Raw genomic sequence first — 17,069 nt, forward strand, 5'->3', positions numbered from 1 at the left:
CGTTGCGGCGTTGGCGAAAATCTTTGCCGTTTCGTGCATTAAATTGCTTGAAGTCCTCGTGAATCAGGCACATCTCTGAGGACCGGCAATTCAGCCGTGCCCCCTTTCATTGTTCGGGATTTCGTTCGTGATCTCTTCACCATCCGCCGCATCGAGGCTTTCACCTGACGCCGCCAGCGCCAGCCTGTTCGATCAATCCACCCTGAGTTCGCTGGCGGAGCGGCTGGTCGAGGCGGCGAAGCGCGCCGGCGCGGATGCCGCCGACGCGGTGGCGGTGCGCGGCGTCTCGCAAGGGGTGGAGGTGCGCGACGGCCGCGTCGAGGAATCCGAGCGTTCCGAAGGCGACGACATCGGGCTGCGCGTTCTGGTGGGACAGCGCCAGGCGGTGGTCTCGACCAATGACGTCAGTGGCGACGGCATCGCGAAGCTCGCCGAGCGCGCGGTCGCCATGGCGCGGGTCGCACCCGACGACAAATATGTCGGCCTCGCCGATCCGTCGTTGTTGGCGCGCGATTTCCCGGATCTCGATCTGCTCGACGCCAATGTTCCCACCACCGCGGAGCTCGAACGCCGCGCCAGCGAGGCGGAAGCCGCGGCGCTGGCGGTTAAGGGCGTCACCAAGTCGGGCGGTGCGTCGGCGTCCTCGGGAATCGGCGGCATGGTGCTGGTGACCTCCACCGGCTTCCACGGCTCCTACCTGCGCTCGAGCCAGGGCATCTCGATGACCGCAATCGTCGGCGACGGCACCAACATGGAGCGCGACTACGACTACACCTCGGCGCCGCATGCCTCCGACCTCGCGTCACCCGAAGAAGTCGGCCGCAAGGCCGGCGAGCGCACGGTGGCGCGCGCCAATCCGCGCAAGGTCGAGACCTGCAAGGTGCCCGTGGTGTTCGACCCCCGGGTGTCGGGATCGCTGGTCGGCCATCTCGTCGGCGCGGTGAACGGCGCCTCGATCGCGCGCAAGACCAGTTTCCTGAAAGACCGGCTCGGCCAGCAATTGTTCGCGAAAAACATCCGCATCATCGACGATCCACTGCGCCGGCGCGGCTTGCGTTCGCAAACCTTCGACGCCGAGGGCGTCATCGTCCGCAAGCTCGCCATCATCGACGAGGGCGTGCTGAAATCCTGGCTGCTGGACAGCGCCACCGCGCGCGAACTCGGGCTGGTCACCACCGGCCACGCCCATCGCGGCGTATCGTCGTCGCCGTCGCCGGGGCCATACAACCTGCACCTCGAAGCCGGCGAGCCGACGCCGGCCGAGCTGATGAGCGACATCAAGCAGGGGTTCTATGTCACCGACCTGATCGGCTCCGGCGTCAACGGCGTCACCGGCGACTACAGCCGCGGCGCCTCCGGATTCTGGATCGAGAACGGCAAGATCAGCTACGCGGTGAGCGAGGTCACGATCGCGGGCCATCTGCTCGAGATCTTCAAGTCGCTCGTGCCCGCCAACGACCTGGAATTCCGCTACGGCGTCAATGCCCCGACGGTGCGCATCGAGGGGCTGACGCTTGGCGGACGCTAGCGGGGCTGATGTCGACGACGGAATTCTGGCGCGCGATGCCGCGCTGCTGCGGGATACCGTGCTGCAGGCGGGCGCGCTGGGGTTGTCGCTGTTCCGCACCGAGCTGAAGAACTGGACCAAGGGCGCCTCCTCACCGGTGTCGGAAGCCGATATCGCCGTCAACGATCTGCTGGAGCAGCGGCTGCGCTCCGCGACACCCGACTACGGCTGGTTGTCGGAGGAAAGCGTCGACGACGAGTCCCGGCTCGGCAAACACCTGGTATGGATCGTCGATCCGATCGACGGCACCCGCGGCTATCTCGCCGGCCGCGAGGATTGGTGCGTGAGCGCAGCGCTGGTCGAGGATGATTCGCCGGTGCTCGCGGCAGTGTTCGCGCCGGCCACGGACGAATTTTTCTTTGCCGCGCGTGGGCAGGGCGCGCTCCGTAACGGCGTGCCGGTTCGTGTGACCGCCGGCACTGATCTGGATTTTTCCCGCATCGCCGGACCCAAGCCCCTGGTCGAGCGGCTCAACCGCACTGGCGGCGAGATTACCCTGCATCCGCGCATCGGATCGCTGGCGCTGCGGCTCTGCCGGGTCGCGCAGGGCCGTCTTGACGCCGCATTCGCCGGCGGGCAAAGCCGCGACTGGGACCTTGCCGCGGCCAATTTGATCGTGCAGGAAGCGGATGGTAACATGACCGCGCTCTCGGGGGACGCGATTTCGTATAATCGCCGGGAGGTGACGCATGGGGTGCTGGTGGCAGCGGGGCGCGATCGTCATGCTCGCATCGTCGAGCATTTTCGCAACCGCCCGTTGCCCTGAATGCCCCGGGCTGGCGTCGCCCATTCAATCTGCCGGACACTGCGTTAGGAAAAGGGATCATGCCAGATAGTGCCCAGCAACTGCTTCATCTCGTCATCGGCGGCGAACTGACCGAACTCGGCGGCACCACCTTCAGGGATCTCGACAAGGTGGAAGTCGTCGGCCTCTATCCGAATTATGCGACCGCCTACACCGCCTGGAAGGCGAAGGCGCAGCAGACCGTGGACAACGCCCACATGCGCTACTTCATCGTCCACCTCCACCGGCTGCTCGATCCAGGTCAAGACGCGAAGTCTGCCCGTTGAAGAGACTGCTTCGCAACGTGCTGCGCAGCAGCTGGGTTCAGCGTGCTGTGGGCTTCCTCGCGGCCGAGTGGCTGCGGCTGGTGTGGCTGACCAACCGGTTCAGCTTCGAACCCAGAGACGTCTATGAACTGGTCGAGCCGCAGCAGCCGGCGATCTTCGCGTTCTGGCACGGCCAGCATTTCATGACGCCGTTCATCAAGACCAAGCAGAGCCATCGCGCCAAGGTGCTGATCTCACTGCATCGCGATGGGGAATTCAACGCCATCGCCGCCGAACGGCTGGGCATCGGCACCATCCGCGGCTCCGGCGATCACGGCTCGGCGTTCCATCGCAAGGGCGGCGTCGGCGCCTTCAGGGAGATGGTGCGCGCGCTCGAGGAGGGCTATAACGTCGCTCTCACCGCCGACGTGCCGAAGCGCTCGCGCGTCGCCGGATTAGGCATCATCATGCTGGCGCGGGAATCCGGACGGCCGATCATGCCCTTTGCAATGGCGACCAGCCGCTTCATCCGGTTGAAGAATTGGGATCGTACCACCATCAATTTGCCATTCGGCAAGGGCGCATTGGTGGGGATCGAAGCGGTAGTCGTGCCGCCGGACGCCGATGCCGAGACCATGGAAAAACTGCGCGCCGAGCTCGAGGCCAATCTGAACGAGGCGACCCGTCGCGCCTATGCGCAGCTCGGCCGTCCGCAAGGGGCGGCGCATGGCTAATACGCTGCCGATGACGCTGCGCGTCTACCGCAAGCTGTCTTTTGCGATCGTGCCGCTGGCGCCGGCGGTGATCAAGCGGCGACTGAAGCTCGGCAAGGAGGATCCGGCGCGGATCGGCGAGCGCCGCGGCATGAGCCGGGACGTCAGGCCGAACGGACCGCTGGTGTGGATCCACGGCGCCAGCGTCGGCGAGGTGCTAGCCGCCGCAGCGCTGATCGAAAAGCTGCGCGCGCTCAACATCCGCATCCTCTTGACCTCGGGCACCGTGACGTCGGCGGCGATCGTGGCCAAGCGGTTTCCCGCCGACATCATCCATCAATATGTGCCGTACGACTCGCCGCGCTATGTCACGCGCTTTCTCGATCACTGGCGGCCTTCTCTGGCGCTGTTCATCGAATCCGATCTGTGGCCCAATCTGATCCTGTTGAGCGCAGCGCGGCGGCTGCCGATGGTCCTGATCAACGGCAGGATGTCGCACCGCTCGTTCCCGCGCTGGCGCCGCGTCTCGGGCACGATCTCCGCGCTGCTCGGCCGGTTCGAGGTCTGCCTCGCGCAATCCCAGGCCGACGCCGAACGCTTCATCGCGCTCGGCAGCCGCAATGTCGTCACCACAGGCAATCTCAAGCTCGACGTGCCGGCGCCGCCCGCCGATCCGGTCAGGCTGGAGCGGCTGATGTCGGTGACGCGCGGCCGCCCGATCGTGGTGGCGGCCTCGACCCATCCCGGCGAGGAAGAGATTCTGATCGAGGCGCATCGCACGCTGGCGGGATTCTTCCCGTCCCTGCTGAGCGTGATCGTGCCGCGGCATCCGCATCGCGGCGAGGTCGTCGCCCGCACCATCGCCGCCTCGGGGCTCCGCGCGGCGTTGCGCTCGCGCGAGGAGCTGCCGATGGCGTCCACCGACATCTATGTCGCCGACACCATGGGCGAACTCGGCCTGTTCTACCGGCTGTCGGGAATCGTGTTCATGGGCGGATCGCTGGTCGAGCATGGCGGGCAGAATCCGGTCGAGGCGGTCAAGCTCGGCGCCTCGATCGTTCATGGCCCGCACGTCTTCAATTTCACCGACGTCTATGATGCGCTCGACGTCGCCGGTGGCGCCAGGCGGGCCGATACGCTGGAGGCACTGGTGAAGCAGCTCGGCCAGCTTTTGGCCGACCCCGCGGCGCGGCAAATCTCGCTGGCGGCCTCCGAGCGCGTGGTCGCCGAACTCGGCGGCGCGCTCGATCGCACGCTCGCCGCGCTGGAGCCCTATCTGTTGCAATTGCGGCTCGAAATGGGAGCGGCGAATGCGTGAGCCGGCCTTCTGGCACCGGCCGCCGTCGTGGACATCCTCGTCACTCGCGCCGCTCGGCGCACTCTACGGCCTGGTCGCGGCAAACCGGTTGCAGCGCCAGGGTTTCGATGCCGGCATTCCCGTGCTCTGCGTCGGCAACTATCATCTCGGCGGCGCCGGCAAGACGCCGATGGTGCTGGCGCTCGCAAAGCTGCTGCGCGAACTCGGCGAGACGCCGGTCGTGCTCAGCCGCGGTTATGGCGGACGGTTGCGCGGCCCGGTCAAGGTCGACCCCGAACGGCATGCGGCTGACGATGTCGGCGACGAGCCGCTGATGCTGGCGGCCACCGTGCCGGTCGCGGTAGCGCGCGATCGCGTGGAGGGCGTCGCGCTGGCGCGCTCGCAAGGTGCGACCGTGATCCTGATGGACGACGGTTTTCAGAATCCGGCGATATCCAAGGATGCTTCGCTGATCGTGATCGATGGTGACCGCGGTCTCGGCAATGGTCGCGTGTTTCCCGCCGGTCCCCTGCGCGCGCCGCTATTGCCGCAGCTCGAGCGCACCGATGCGCTGATCGTGATCGGCAATGGGACCGCCGCCGCGCCGGTTGCCGCCGCGGTCGCCGCGCGGGAAAAGCCGGTGCTGTCGGCGCATCTTGTGGCCGACGAGGCGCAGGTGGCCTCGCTGCGCGGCAAGCGCGCGCTCGCCTTCGCCGGGATCGGCGACCCCGAACGGTTTTTCCGGACGCTGCGCGGCTGCGGGATCGAGCTCGCAGCCGAACGGCCATTCGCCGACCACCATCCGTTTTCGCAAGCCGAGATCGAGAGCCTGATCGCGGACGCCGGGCGTGACGGCCTGACCCTGGTGACGACGGAAAAGGATCTGGCGCGGCTGCGCCGGGCAGGCGAGGGCCTGCCGGTCTGGGCACGCGAAATCGTGCCGTTCAAGGTGACGCTCGAATTCGACGACGCCGCGCGACTACGGAAGTTCGTCTCGGAACGGCTGTTCAGGGCGAGAGAGAAGAAGTTTCGGACTTGAATTCTTTAGGGAGGGTAAAGCCCAAAGCGTAAGCGTGCCCGCCATCTAGCGCGCGCAATCTTGATGAACGGTAGGCACGGGGGCGAAGTGCGCGCCTTTGCCCAACCTGCGTTCTCATCCCTTCAGCGCGCCGGGAAAATGCCGCTGCAGCACCGCGGTTGGAAGGGCATAGGCCTCCTGCAGATCGACGCTCCAGTATTTCAATTCGTCGAGCGGGATCCGTGCGTCGGTCACCGCGCAGCGCACATAGGTTCCCGGCGAGATCACACGGAAATCGCCGTCCAGATATTGCACCTGGGCCTCGCCATGGCCCGAGGGGCCGAATTTATTCAACACGCTCGAATTCTCCCGAACTCCCCGGTCGCCCGGCGATTCGAACCGGGCTAAAGGTTTTCCCAATGGCGATCTATCATAAATAGGTCTTGCTGTCCGCCCGTCAAACCCACCGATTTGTGATGAAATTCCGCCTTTCGCGCATGCTAGCGTTTCGCCAGAGGACGCTGTTTTCAGCGCGCCGCCGCCACCGGCCAATCGAGATGCGACTTCCGTCGGCAATCATATTCCTGACGCTGTTGAGCGTGGCCTTTGCGGCCACGGCGGCGCCGTTGCCGAGTCCGCATCAGGTCGACATACCCCAGGCCAACGGGGTGCTGCACGCGCAACTCTACAAGCCCGACGGCGATGGCCCGTTTCCGGTGGTGATCGCGCTGCACGGCTGCGGCGGACTGGCCGCCGGCCGTTCCGAACAGGTGGCGCCGCGCTATCGCGATTGGGCCGAGCAACTGATCAAGGGCGGCAAGGCCGTGCTGCTGCCGGACAGCTACGGCTCGCGCGAGCTGGGTCCGCAGTGCCGTGTCGGCGAGCGCCGGGTGCACGCCCGCCGCGAACGGGTGGCCGACATCATGGCGGCCAGGCAATGGCTGGTGCAGCAGCCCTGGGCGGCGCACGACCGCATCAGCCTGATGGGCTGGGCGAACGGCGCCAGCGCGCTGTTGTGGGCGGTGCGGCCGCAACTGTCGTCGCGCGGCGCCGAGCCGGACTTCCGTTCCGCCGTTGCGTTCTATCCGGACTGCCGGGTCTCGGCGGGGCTGGGCTGGAGCGCGCGGATTCCGACGCTGGTCCTGATCGGCGCCAAGGACGATGTCAGTTCGCCGCCGGCCTGCCGCCAGATGATCGACGGCGCCCGCGGGCGAAGCGCGCTGGTCCGGATCGTGGTCTATCCCGGCGCCTACCACGATTTCGACCGCGCCAATTTCCCGCTGCATGTGGCAAGCAGTACGTCGGATGCAGCGCTGCCCGAACGCGGCCATCTCGGCACCGACCCCGAAGCCCGCGCCGACTCGCAAAAGCGCGTCGCGGAATGGCTGGCGAGATAGCAAACGAGCTAGATCGATCGAAATAAATCGTCATGGCCGGGCTTGTCCCGGCCATGACGGCGATATTAGTTCAGAACAAGCTTCCCTGCCCGACTGGCTTGACTACCCGCTTCGGCGCCGCCGGCTTCGGCTCGCTGGCTGCGGGCCTCGCCGGGCGTATCACCGCCGGGCGATCGGCGTCGGCGGTCGCCGCGACATGGCCGTCGGAAAATTCCAGATCGAGCCGCGCGTCCGAACCCACGCTCGCTGAGGCATACACCGCGTGGCCCTGCTCGTCGCGCACCAGCACGAAGCCGCGCGCCAGCACACTGCGATAGGACAAGGCGCCGAGCAGTTGCCCGCTGTGTTCGACGCGCGCTGCAAGCCGCTGCGTCGCGGTTGCCAGCGCGCGGCGCGCGCGTTCGGCGAGCCTGGTCACACGCTCGCGGTTGCGCGCGATGGCCTGCCGCTGCGCCTGCGCGTTGGAGAGTTTCGAGGCTTGCAGCCGGACCGCAAGTCCGGCGAAGCGGTCCCTGCGTTTGTGCAGCAGCGACCGCGCGGATAGCGTCAGGCGTTCGCCGCTCACCGTCAGCCGGTGGCCGGCCTGTGCGAGCTGTCCGCGCAGCACCCGCATGGTCAGCCGCGCGCTCGAACTTGCAAAGCGGCGGAAATGAGCGTGGGTGTTCGCCCTTAGCGCGCGCGGCAGCGACGCACCCGCGCCGTCCAGCCGCTGCCGCGGGATCGCCAGCAACTCGCCGGCGGCGGGCAGCGCGCGCGCCGCGGCGCGCAATTCATTGCGGCGGGATTCTTGGCCGCGCTGCCAGCACAACAGCGTCCGCCGCGCGTGGGCTGCGACTTCGACGAACAGTTCGGCGCGCACCGGGACCGCCATTTCGGCGGCCGCGGTCGGCGTCGGCGCGCGTTTGTCAGCGGCGAAATCGATCAGCGTGATATCGGTCTCGTGACCGACCGCCGAGATCAGCGGGATCATGCTCTCGGCCGCGGCGCGGACCACGATCTCCTCGTTGAACGACCACAGATCCTCCAGCGAGCCGCCGCCGCGCGCCACGATCAACAGGTCGGGGCGCGGGATACGGCCGCCTTCCGGCAGCGCGTTGAAGCCGCGGATCGCGGCTGCGACCTGTTCGGCCGACCCTTCGCCCTGCACCTTGACCGGCCACACCAGCACGCGACGCGGAAAGCGATCCTGCAGCCGGTGCAGGATGTCGCGGATCACAGCACCGGTCGGCGAGGTGACGACGCCGATCACCTCCGGCAGCCAGGGCAATTCCTGCTTGCGTGCCGCGTCGAACAGGCCCTCGGCGGCAAGCTTCTTCTTGCGCTCCTCCATCAGCGCCATCAGCGCGCCGACGCCGGCGGGCTCCAGCGCCTCGATCACGATCTGGTATTTTGAGGAGCCGGGATAGGTCGTGAGCTTGCCGGTGGCGATGACCTCGAGCCCTTCCTGCGGCTTGAAGCGCATCCGCGCATGCGCGAATTTCCAGATCACCGCCTCGATCTTGGCGCCCTCGTCCTTCAGCGCGAAATAGCAATGTCCCGAGGAATGCGGCCCGCGGAAACCGGTGATTTCGCCGCGCACCCGGACATGGCCGAAATTGTCCTCCACCGTCCGTTTCAGGGCGGAGGACAGTTCGGTCACCGTGAATTCCGGCGCGTTGATCAGGGCTTCGGGGGCGGGCATTGCGGACAATCGATTCGGGTTTTTTGGACTGGCGCCCAAGGTAGGGATTTTCGGCGGCGACCGCTAATCGCGACTTGCAATTTGGTCCTTGCAATCCGCTTACTCTGTGATATAGAGTACTCTATATTGATCCATAGTATCGGGTGATGTCATGGCAAAATCGCTGCTAATCGGGTTCTTTAGCGCCGTCAGATGGCTGCTGTGCCTCGTGGGCGCGGCCGCCCTGTTGCTCACGGCCCTCGTCGCCACGCCGCTGAAAAGCCCTCCTGAACTGCGTTCGCTTTCGGAAGGCCGCAAGACCGTCGATTTCTCCAATCTGCCTGATGTCGAGCGGTTTTCCGCGCGCGACGGCACGCTGCTCGGCTTCCGGCACTATCCCGCCACTGGTCCGGCAATCGGCCGCGGCGCCATCGTTATTCATGGCTCCTCGGGATCGAGCGGAGGCTCCATTCACGCGCTGTCGGAGGCGCTCGCCGCGCGCGGGGTCGAGACCTGGGCGATCGACATTCGCGGCCACGGCACCTCGGGCTCCCGCGGCGATATTGGCTATGTCGGCCAACTCGAGGATGATCTGACTGATTTCGTCGCGGCGGTCCGCAAGCGCGCGCCGACCCTGCCGCTGACGCTGATCGGCCATTCCGCCGGCGGTGGGTTTGCGCTGCGGGTCGCGGGCTCGCCGATCCAGAACCTGTTCGCCCGCACCGTGCTGCTGGCGCCCTATCTTGGCTATGATGCACCGACCAACTACCCGCATTCCGGCGGCTGGGCCAACGCCGACATTCCGCGCGTGCTCGGATTGTTGGCGCTCCGCAAGCTCGGCATCGATTGCTGCGCGGCGCTGCCGACGCTTGCCTTCGCGGTGCCGCCGCATTCGGAAATGGCTCTGGTGCCGGCCTATTCCGACCGGCTGATGCGCAATTTCGCAACGCGCGGCTATCGCACGGATCTGGCGGCGGCGACCAGGCCGCTGACGATCTTCTCGGGCACCGACGACGAGTTGATGATCGCGGAGAAATATGCCGAGGCCGTGCGCGGCATTGCGCCGCCGGTCAATGTGAAGCTGATCGAGGGCGTCAATCACATCGGCATCGTCAGCGCCCCCAGGGCGGTGTCGGCGATCGCCGACGACGTCGCGAACTCGGAGCCGAACTCATGATCGGGGGTCTGACCAGCGACGCGCGGCGCCAATTCATCCGCCAGGCAATGGGGGCCGCGGCGCTACTCGCGTGTCCACCGCCCTTGCTTCGCAGTTCCGCAGTCGCCGCGCCGGAGGAATCCGCCATGCTCCATCCGTTGGTGCCGTTCTCGACCGTGGTCGACTTCTGGGATCATCATTGGTTCCTCTGGCTGCCGCATCATCCGGTCTTCGAAGCGGTCGAAGTGGCGAGCCGCGAACCGGACCATGATGGCCGCGTCGCTGTATGGGTCTGGTTCACCGAACGCGCCGGTACCAAGCGCCAGATTCACTACCGCAACGATCCCCGATTGGCGAGCTTCGTTGGCGGCAACTATCGCCAGATTACCTATCGGATATCGGGAGACGTCGGTCGACCTCGCGGCGTACAGGTGCGGTTCGACGATGTCGAATCCATGCCGGTGGCTATCGATGTCGATTTCGATGCGGACCGAACCCTGACCCGGCAGGGCGCGGGATTGACCGACCAGAGCGGTCACATGAGCGACCGGGCGTTCCTCGTCTTCTATCGCGATACCGGCGCCCTGGCCCGGGAGGGCCGCGCGCTGATCGGATCCACGAATTATGCTTTCGGCCGTGAAGAACCCCAAGGTGCATCTCGCTTCAAGTGGTCGTACAGCCACGGAATTTCGATCGCCCTCATTCTCTACCAATCGTTCAAGGCCACGTTCGGCCCTGGTGGATACATGCCGTCGTCGGAGACTGCAGGCCTTTATGTGTTGAACAAGCCTTGGGGCGGCAGCGTCTCGCTTGCGATCGACCAGACCGGACAACTCAGGGAGTATGTCGATCACAGCGCCAATGGCGAGTTTCTTCGCGTTGTTTTCGAACCTCCGCTGCCGCGCTGCGACGGTCGTGAGAGCAAACCGCAAACCTCGTCGTTTTCGATTTCAATCAGGATGGCCGCGGATCTGGTGCAGGGTCGCGTAGAGACCGTGTGCGGCGATCAAATGCAGGTGCTCGACTGGCATCCGAGCCAGCCCATCTGGGCGAGCAGGCAGCCGTTCCGATCCGAAATCTCGAGAGCGGACGAGCGGTCCGTCTTGGTCGCGGTGAAACCCGCCGTGTAAGGGAATTTCGGGCGGACACGCTGTCCCGATCGACCCCTGTTTTCAGTGCTCAAGAATTTCAATTTGGAGGCTGTTCATGTTGATGACCATCGTTTGGGGAAGCTTCAAGGCCATCGTCTGGGGCCTTGCGCTCGTCGCTTTCGTGGGACTGGTGCTGGCGGCGATGATCGCGACGCCGATCAAGCGGCCGCCGGAGCTGACGTCTATTTCGGCGGCGGCGGGCGCGGTCGATCGCAGCGATATGCCGCCCCTGCAGCGGTTTCATGCCCGCGACGGCACCGAGCTTGGCTACCGTCATTATCCAGCGCGCGGGCCCGCTAGCGGGCAGGCCGCCGTGCTCATCCACGGCTCGTCGGGGTCGAGCGTCGCCGTTCACGCGCTGGCCAAGGCGCTCGCCGCGCATGGCGTCGAGACCTGGGCGCCAGACATTCGCGGCCATGGCGCCTCCGGCACGCGCGGCGACATCGTCTATCTCGGCCAGCTCGAGGACGACATGTCGGATTTGGTCGCCGAGATCCGCAAGACCAATGCCGCCGCGCCGCTGACGCTGCTCGGCCATTCCTCCGGCGGCGGCTTTGCGCTGCGGATCGCGGGCTCCTCGATCCAGAACCTGTTCGCGCGCACGGTGCTGCTGTCGCCCTATCTCGGCTATGACGCGCCGTCGAGCCGCCAGGACGCCGGCGGCTGGGCGAGCCCCGACCTCCCGCGCTTCCTCGGCCTGTCCGTGCTGCGCCGCCTCGGCATCACCTGCTGCGAGTCGCTGCCGACGATTGCGTTCGCGGTTGGCCCGGATACCAGCGCGATCCTGGCCTCGACCTATTCGTACCGGTTGATGCGCAATTTCGGCGCCGCGCAATATCGCGCGGATCTCGCCGCCGCCGGCAAGCCGGTCGCGCTGTACGCGGGCGCCGCCGATGAATTGATGTTTCCCGACAAGTATGGCGACACGGTCGGACCGCGTGTCCCCGTGAAACTGATCGACGGCGTCAATCACATGGCTATCGTCAGCGACCCGGCGGCGCTATCTGTCATCGCCGACGATGTGGCGAAAGCAGGGAGCGGGTCATGACCAGCATCGACATCAAACAGGCTTCCGAAGCGCTCAGCCAGATCGACGATATCGTTCGCCGCGTCCGCCAGTCGCGGATCTACGACATTGCCAGCCAGATCATGATCGCAGCCGGCGTGCTGGTGCTGGCCGGCAATCTCGCGACCTACATCGCGCCGCGTTACAGCCCCTACATCTGGATCAGCATCAACATCCTCAACGTCGCTGCTGCCGCCGTCATCAGTATCGCCGGTTCTCGCCGCACCGGCGTGCGCGCGTTCGACTTCAGGGTGCTGGTCGCGTTCCTGCTGTTCTACGGCTTCGGCGTTCTTTGCACCGATGTACTCGGTCATTTCGGCCCGCGCGAGATGGGTGCGTTCTGGCCGATCTATTTCATGCTGTTTTACGTGCTCGCCGGCCTGTGGTTCGGCCACGCCTTCATCGCCATCGGCGTTGCCATCTCCGTGTTGACGCTGATCGGCTATTTCTTCATCACCGGCTTCGCATTCCTGCTGTGGATGGCCGCCGTCAATGGCGGCGGGCTGATCCTCAGCGGCCTCTGGATGCGCTGGGGCGAGTGATGGCCGAGCTCGACGACGTCATCCACCAGCCGCTGCGGCTGCAAATCATGGCGGCGCTGAACGCGCTGCCGGCCGCCGCCCCGGGGCTGGAATTCTCCCGGCTGAAGAAGCTGACCGGGGCGACCGACGGCAATCTCGGCGCCCATATCGAGACGCTGGCGCGGGCCGGCTATGTCGCGGTCGACAAGGCCTTTGTCGGCAAGAAGCCGCAGACCACGGTGACGGTCACCGCCGCCGGGCGCGGCGCCTTCATGCGCCATGTCGCGACGCTACAGGAGATCATCGCGGCCTCGGCGGGGCGGGGTTAGTTTCCCGTCATTCCGGGGCGATGCGCAGCATCGAACCCGGAATCTGGAGCTGGCATGCCTGATGCTGCAATCTCGGGATTCCGGATCGGCGCGCAGGGCGCGCCGTCCGGAATGACGGAAATCTGCCCCTTGCGGCGAGGGGCGGACTCGTGCGACCGACAGATTTTCACGCCCCATCCGGCTGCTCGTCATGCATATCCTCCTGCTCGGTTCCGGCGGCCGCGAACATGCTCTGGCGTGGAAGATTGCGGCTTCCCCCCTGGTGACGAAACTCTGGTGCGCGCCCGGCAATGCCGGGACCGCGCGCGAGGCCGAGTGCGTGGCGCTCGACATCGCCGACCACGCCGCCGTGATCGATTTCTGCAATGAAAACGCGGTGGATTTGGTCGTGGTCGGCCCGGAAACGCCGCTCGCCGCCGGCATCGTCGATGATCTCGCCGCCGCCGGCATCAAGGCGTTCGGGCCGAGCAGGCAGGCCGCGCAGCTGGAGGGGTCCAAAGGATTTACAAAAGCGCTGTGCACGGAGTTCGGCATTCCGACCGGCGCCTATGGCCGGTTCAGCAATGCGGCCGATGCGCTGGCCTATGTGCGAAAACAGGGCGCGCCGATCGTGGTCAAGGCCGACGGCCTTGCGGCGGGCAAGGGCGTCGTGGTCGCACAGACCGTGGCCGAGGCGGAAGCTGCCATTGCCATGATGTTCGACGGCGCGTTTGGGGCTGCCGGCGCCGAGGTCGTGATCGAGGAGTTTCTGTCGGGCCGCGAGATCAGTTTCTTCGCGCTGTCCGACGGCGACACCGCGATCGCGCTGGCGTCCGCCCAGGACCACAAGCGGGTATTCGATCACGATCAGGGGCCGAACACCGGCGGCATGGGCGCCTATTCGCCGACGCCCTTCGTGACGCCGGAGATTCATGATCAGATCATGTCGCGGATCATCCTGCCCACGGTTGCCGGCATGAAGGCGCGCGGAACGCCGTTTCGCGGCGTGCTCTATGCCGGCGTGATGCTGACGGCGGACGGACCAAAACTGTTCGAGTACAATGTCCGGTTCGGCGATCCCGAATGCCAGGTGCTGATGCTGCGGATGATGTCGGACCTCGTGCCGGCGATGCTCGCCTCCTGCGACGGCCAGTTGAAGAATTTCGATGTCCGCTGGTTTCCGGAGTCCGCGCTAACGGTGGTGATGGCGGCCAAGGGTTATCCCGGCGATTACGCGAAAGGCACGCGCATCGAGGGCCTCGATGAGGCTGCGAAAGTCGAGGGCGTCGAGATTTTCCATGCCGGCACGGTGGCGAAGGACAGCGCCATTCTCGCCAATGGCGGGCGCGTGCTGAATATCTGCGCGCTCGGCAAGACCGTTGCGGAAGCGCAAGCCCGCGCTTATGCGGCGGTCGACCGTATCAAGTGGCCTGACGGATTCTGCCGCCGCGACATCGGCTGGCAGGCGGTGGAGCGGGAGAAGCAAGCGGGTTGATTATTCCCGTCATTGCGAGGAGCGCTTGCGACGAAGCAATCCACCTTGCGGCACGATGGATTGCTTCGCTCCGCTCGCAATGACGGGTAATGCGCATTGCCTCCGCACCTCCACTCGTCATACGCGGGCTTGACCCGCGTATCTATCAATCTTCAAAATACTCTTGCGAAGAGGATGGATTGCCGGGTCAAGCCCGGCAATGACAATTATGCGGTCGTATCACGCGCGTCTCACAGCAAATCGCCGCCTGCGGCCAGCGCCGTGGTGCCGTGCTCGCGGAACGCCCGGATCACGTTGCGGCCGACCCGCCATTTGTGCACCTCGTCGGGACCATCGACCAGCCGCTGCGAGCGCACCTGCGTGTACCATTTGGCCAAAATCGTATCCTGGCTGAAGCCGAGCGCGCCGTGCAGCTGGATCGCGGTGTCGATCACGTGATGCACCATGTGCGCCAGATAGACCTTTGCGATCGAGTTCTCTTGCCTGAGATCCATGCCCTTCTCCGCCTTGTAGGCGATGTGCAGCAGCATCAGCCGCCCGATATAGAGCTGGGTGGCGCATTCGGCGAGCATGAATTGCACCCCCTGGCGGTCGGCCAGCAGCACCCCGAAGGTCGAACGTTTTGTCACATGCGCCGCCGCCATGTCGAGCGCGCGCTGGGCCTTTGCGACGTTGTGCATGCCGTGACGCAAGCGCCCATAGGCGAGCCGGTGCTGGCCCATATTGAAACCGTTGCCTTCGCCGCCGAGCAGATTGTCGGCCGGCACTTTCAGATCCTTGATCTCGATTTCGGAATGGCCGCCGGAGAGCTTGTCGTAATGCGGGCCCTCGATCGCCATGTTCTTGATGTTGCGCTTGATGTTGTAGCCGGGGTTCGGCAGTTCGACGATGAAGGTCGAATACTGCTTGTGGCGCGGCGCGTCCGGATCGGTCCTGGCCATCACCAGCGCCATGTCGGCGACGCTGGCGGACGAGGAGAACCATTTCTCGCCGTTGAGGATGTAATTCTCGTTGCCGTCCTTCACGGCTGTCGTCCGCATGCCGGTGGCGTCGGCGCCCGAGGCCTTTTCCGTCATCGAGAAGCAGATGCGCTTGTCGCCGTTCAACAGCGGCTTCAGGAATTTCTCCTTCTGGTACTCCGTGCCGTGCTCAAGGATGGTCAGCATCGAGGCATCGTCGGGGCCTTGCGTGTTCATCGACAGCGCGCCCAGTATGCTCTCGCCGAGCTCCATCTGCACCAGCGCGTTGGCGAGCGGGCCTAGCCCCATGCCGCCATATTGCTTCGGCACGAACGGGCACCACAGCCCTTGCGCGCGCGCCTTCGCCCGGAGCTTGCCTAGCACTTCCTCGTAGGGCTTGGTGTCGAGTTCCTTCTCCGCCGGGATGCATTCGTCATGGACGAATTTGCGGACTTTCTCGCGGATCGCCTTGGCCTCGGCCGGGATTTCGAAATCGATCGACATCGGGGGTTTCCTCGCACTGGTTTGTTGTTGGTCGGGCTTGCCGGATGGCATATATCCGCTGGCGGCCTGCGGCAACGACAAACAAAGTTTGAAGCGGACCCCGCCGCGCCGCCGACGACATGAGAGTTGTGAAAATGCCAGATTTCGCCGACCTCTATCCCGGCTATGCCTCCGAATGGATCAACACCAATTCGGGTCGCATTTTCGCCCGCGTCGGCGGCAAGGGACCACCGCTGTTGTTGCTGCACGGGTTTTCGCAGACCCATGTGCAGTGGCACCGCGTGGCGCCGCAGCTCGCCGATCGGTTCACCCTGATCATCGCCGATCTGCCGGGTTACGGCTGGTCGGACATGCCCGACAGCGACAAGGATCACATGCCCTACACCAAGCGCGCGATGGCGCGGGCGATGGTGGAGGCGATGGAGCGGCTCGGTTACGTGCATTTTGCACTCGCCGGACACGACCGCGGCGGGCGGGTGTCCTATCGCCTGGCGCTCGATCATCCCGGCCGGCTGTCGCGTTTGGCGGTGCTCGATATCCTGCCGACCTATGAATATTGGGAGCGCATGAACCGGCTCTATGCGCTGAAAATCTATCACTGGACGTTCCTGGCGCAGCCCGCGCCGCTGCCGGAGACGCTGATCGGCGGTAATCCGGATTTCTTCCTGCGTTTCAAGATGGCGAGCCAGACCAAGAGCAAGAATCTCGATGCCATCGATCCGCGCGCGCTGGAACATTATCTCGCCCCGTTCCGCGATCCCTCCCGCGTGCACGCGATGTGCGAGGACTACCGCGCCGGCGCCTATGCCGATTTCGAGATCGACAAGGCGGATCTCGCGGCCGGCAGGAAAATCACGATCCCGATGCTGGCGCTGTGGGGCAATGCCGGCATCGCCAGCGCCGCCGCGGTGACCCCGCTCGATACCTGGAGAAAATGGGCGACCAATGTGTCGGGCGAGCCGGTCGATTCCGGGCATTTTCTGACCGAGGAAAATCCCGACGCGACGGCGAGGTTGTTGCGGGAGTTTTTTCTGGCGGGTTGAATCTCTCCCATCTCCGCAACGGAAGTGCGCTCCCTCTCCCGCTCTTCGCGGGGGAGGGCCGGGGTGGGGGTGCCCGACCAATACGCCGGTGCCCGCGGATAGATTTCCCCCACCCGCCGCGCTTCGCGCGTCGACCTCCCCCGCAAGCGGGGGAGGTGACGAGC

At 65.5% G+C, this 17,069-nt stretch carries 17 protein-coding genes; 14 read left to right on the forward strand and 3 right to left on the reverse strand.

Annotated elements, in window-relative coordinates; translation table 11 throughout:
* Positions 1-127: 127 nt before the first annotated feature.
* From VK804_RS24660 to lpxK, 6 genes are read left to right on the forward strand one after another with little or no spacing between them, the layout of a single operon-like run.
* Positions 128-1,528: a TldD/PmbA family protein gene (locus VK804_RS24660; RefSeq protein WP_414642839.1), complete on the forward strand. Its 1,401-nt coding sequence runs from the start codon at positions 128-130 to the stop codon at positions 1,526-1,528.
* On the forward strand, positions 1,515-2,333 hold the full coding sequence (locus tag VK804_RS24665) for a 3'(2'),5'-bisphosphate nucleotidase CysQ (protein ID WP_325375087.1): 819 nt from the start codon (positions 1,515-1,517) through the stop codon (positions 2,331-2,333). Before VK804_RS24660 ends, VK804_RS24665 begins: the two co-directional genes overlap by 14 nt.
* 59 nt (positions 2,334-2,392) lie before the next feature.
* Positions 2,393-2,638, forward strand: coding sequence for a DUF4170 domain-containing protein (locus VK804_RS24670; RefSeq protein WP_325375089.1), 246 nt, complete (start codon positions 2,393-2,395; stop codon positions 2,636-2,638).
* Positions 2,635-3,351 (forward strand): lysophospholipid acyltransferase family protein, encoded by a 717-nt coding sequence (locus VK804_RS24675; RefSeq protein WP_325375090.1) that lies wholly within the window; start codon positions 2,635-2,637, stop codon positions 3,349-3,351. The genes VK804_RS24670 and VK804_RS24675 overlap by 4 nt, the downstream gene beginning before the upstream one ends.
* Entirely contained in the window at positions 3,344-4,648 is a 1,305-nt protein-coding gene (locus tag VK804_RS24680) for a 3-deoxy-D-manno-octulosonic acid transferase (protein ID WP_325375092.1), read from the forward strand. The genes VK804_RS24675 and VK804_RS24680 overlap by 8 nt, the downstream gene beginning before the upstream one ends.
* Complete coding sequence (gene lpxK / locus VK804_RS24685; protein WP_325375095.1) at positions 4,641-5,666, forward strand: tetraacyldisaccharide 4'-kinase; 1,026 nt, start codon at positions 4,641-4,643, stop codon at positions 5,664-5,666. Before VK804_RS24680 ends, lpxK begins: the two co-directional genes overlap by 8 nt.
* Positions 5,667-5,780: 114 nt before the next feature.
* Here the strand turns inward: lpxK and VK804_RS24690 are convergent, their stop codons facing one another.
* On the reverse strand, positions 5,781-6,002 hold the full coding sequence (locus tag VK804_RS24690) for a DUF2093 domain-containing protein (RefSeq protein WP_325375097.1): 222 nt from the start codon (positions 6,000-6,002) through the stop codon (positions 5,781-5,783).
* A gap of 200 nt (positions 6,003-6,202) precedes the next feature.
* Here VK804_RS24690 and VK804_RS24695 point away from each other — a divergent pair, with 200 nt between their 5' ends.
* A complete protein-coding gene (locus tag VK804_RS24695; protein ID WP_325375099.1) occupies positions 6,203-7,042 on the forward strand; it encodes a dienelactone hydrolase family protein in 840 nt (279 codons plus the stop codon).
* A 70-nt stretch (positions 7,043-7,112) separates the two neighbouring features.
* Here VK804_RS24695 and xseA read toward each other — a convergent pair whose 3' ends face one another.
* Positions 7,113-8,723 carry an exodeoxyribonuclease VII large subunit gene (xseA, locus tag VK804_RS24700; protein WP_325375100.1) on the reverse strand — a complete coding sequence of 537 codons (1,611 nt, stop codon included), beginning with the start codon at positions 8,721-8,723 and terminating at the stop codon, positions 7,113-7,115.
* 151 nt (positions 8,724-8,874) lie between these two features.
* Between xseA and VK804_RS24705 the strand changes: the two genes are divergently transcribed.
* From VK804_RS24705 to purD, 6 genes are all read left to right on the forward strand, one after another.
* A complete protein-coding gene (locus VK804_RS24705) occupies positions 8,875-9,879 on the forward strand; it encodes an alpha/beta hydrolase (protein WP_325375102.1) in 1,005 nt (334 codons plus the stop codon).
* Positions 9,880-10,016: 137 nt separating this feature from the next.
* The gene (locus tag VK804_RS24710; protein ID WP_325375104.1) at positions 10,017-10,988 is read left to right on the forward strand and encodes a hypothetical protein; all 972 of its coding nucleotides are present in this window, start codon (positions 10,017-10,019) and stop codon (positions 10,986-10,988) included.
* Positions 10,989-11,070: 82 nt separating this feature from the next.
* Positions 11,071-12,057 (forward strand): alpha/beta hydrolase, encoded by a 987-nt coding sequence (locus VK804_RS24715; RefSeq protein WP_325375195.1) that lies wholly within the window; start codon positions 11,071-11,073, stop codon positions 12,055-12,057.
* The gene (locus tag VK804_RS24720) at positions 12,054-12,617 is read left to right on the forward strand and encodes a hypothetical protein (protein WP_325375106.1); all 564 of its coding nucleotides are present in this window, start codon (positions 12,054-12,056) and stop codon (positions 12,615-12,617) included. The genes VK804_RS24715 and VK804_RS24720 overlap by 4 nt, the downstream gene beginning before the upstream one ends.
* Positions 12,617-12,925 carry a transcriptional regulator gene (locus VK804_RS24725; RefSeq protein ID WP_325375107.1) on the forward strand — a complete coding sequence of 103 codons (309 nt, stop codon included), beginning with the start codon at positions 12,617-12,619 and terminating at the stop codon, positions 12,923-12,925. The genes VK804_RS24720 and VK804_RS24725 overlap by 1 nt, the downstream gene beginning before the upstream one ends.
* Before the next feature lie 190 nt (positions 12,926-13,115).
* Entirely contained in the window at positions 13,116-14,399 is a 1,284-nt protein-coding gene (purD, locus tag VK804_RS24730) for a phosphoribosylamine--glycine ligase (RefSeq protein WP_325375108.1), read from the forward strand.
* Between the two features lie 230 nt (positions 14,400-14,629).
* Here purD and VK804_RS24735 read toward each other — a convergent pair whose 3' ends face one another.
* On the reverse strand, positions 14,630-15,862 hold the full coding sequence (locus VK804_RS24735; RefSeq protein WP_325375110.1) for an acyl-CoA dehydrogenase family protein: 1,233 nt from the start codon (positions 15,860-15,862) through the stop codon (positions 14,630-14,632).
* A 134-nt stretch (positions 15,863-15,996) separates the two neighbouring features.
* Here VK804_RS24735 and VK804_RS24740 point away from each other — a divergent pair, with 134 nt between their 5' ends.
* Entirely contained in the window at positions 15,997-16,905 is a 909-nt protein-coding gene (locus VK804_RS24740) for an alpha/beta hydrolase (protein WP_325375111.1), read from the forward strand.
* Positions 16,906-17,069: the final 164 nt, after the last annotated feature.

The organism is Bradyrhizobium sp. (genome assembly GCF_035484855.1).
Lineage (GTDB): Bacteria > Pseudomonadota > Alphaproteobacteria > Rhizobiales > Xanthobacteraceae > Bradyrhizobium.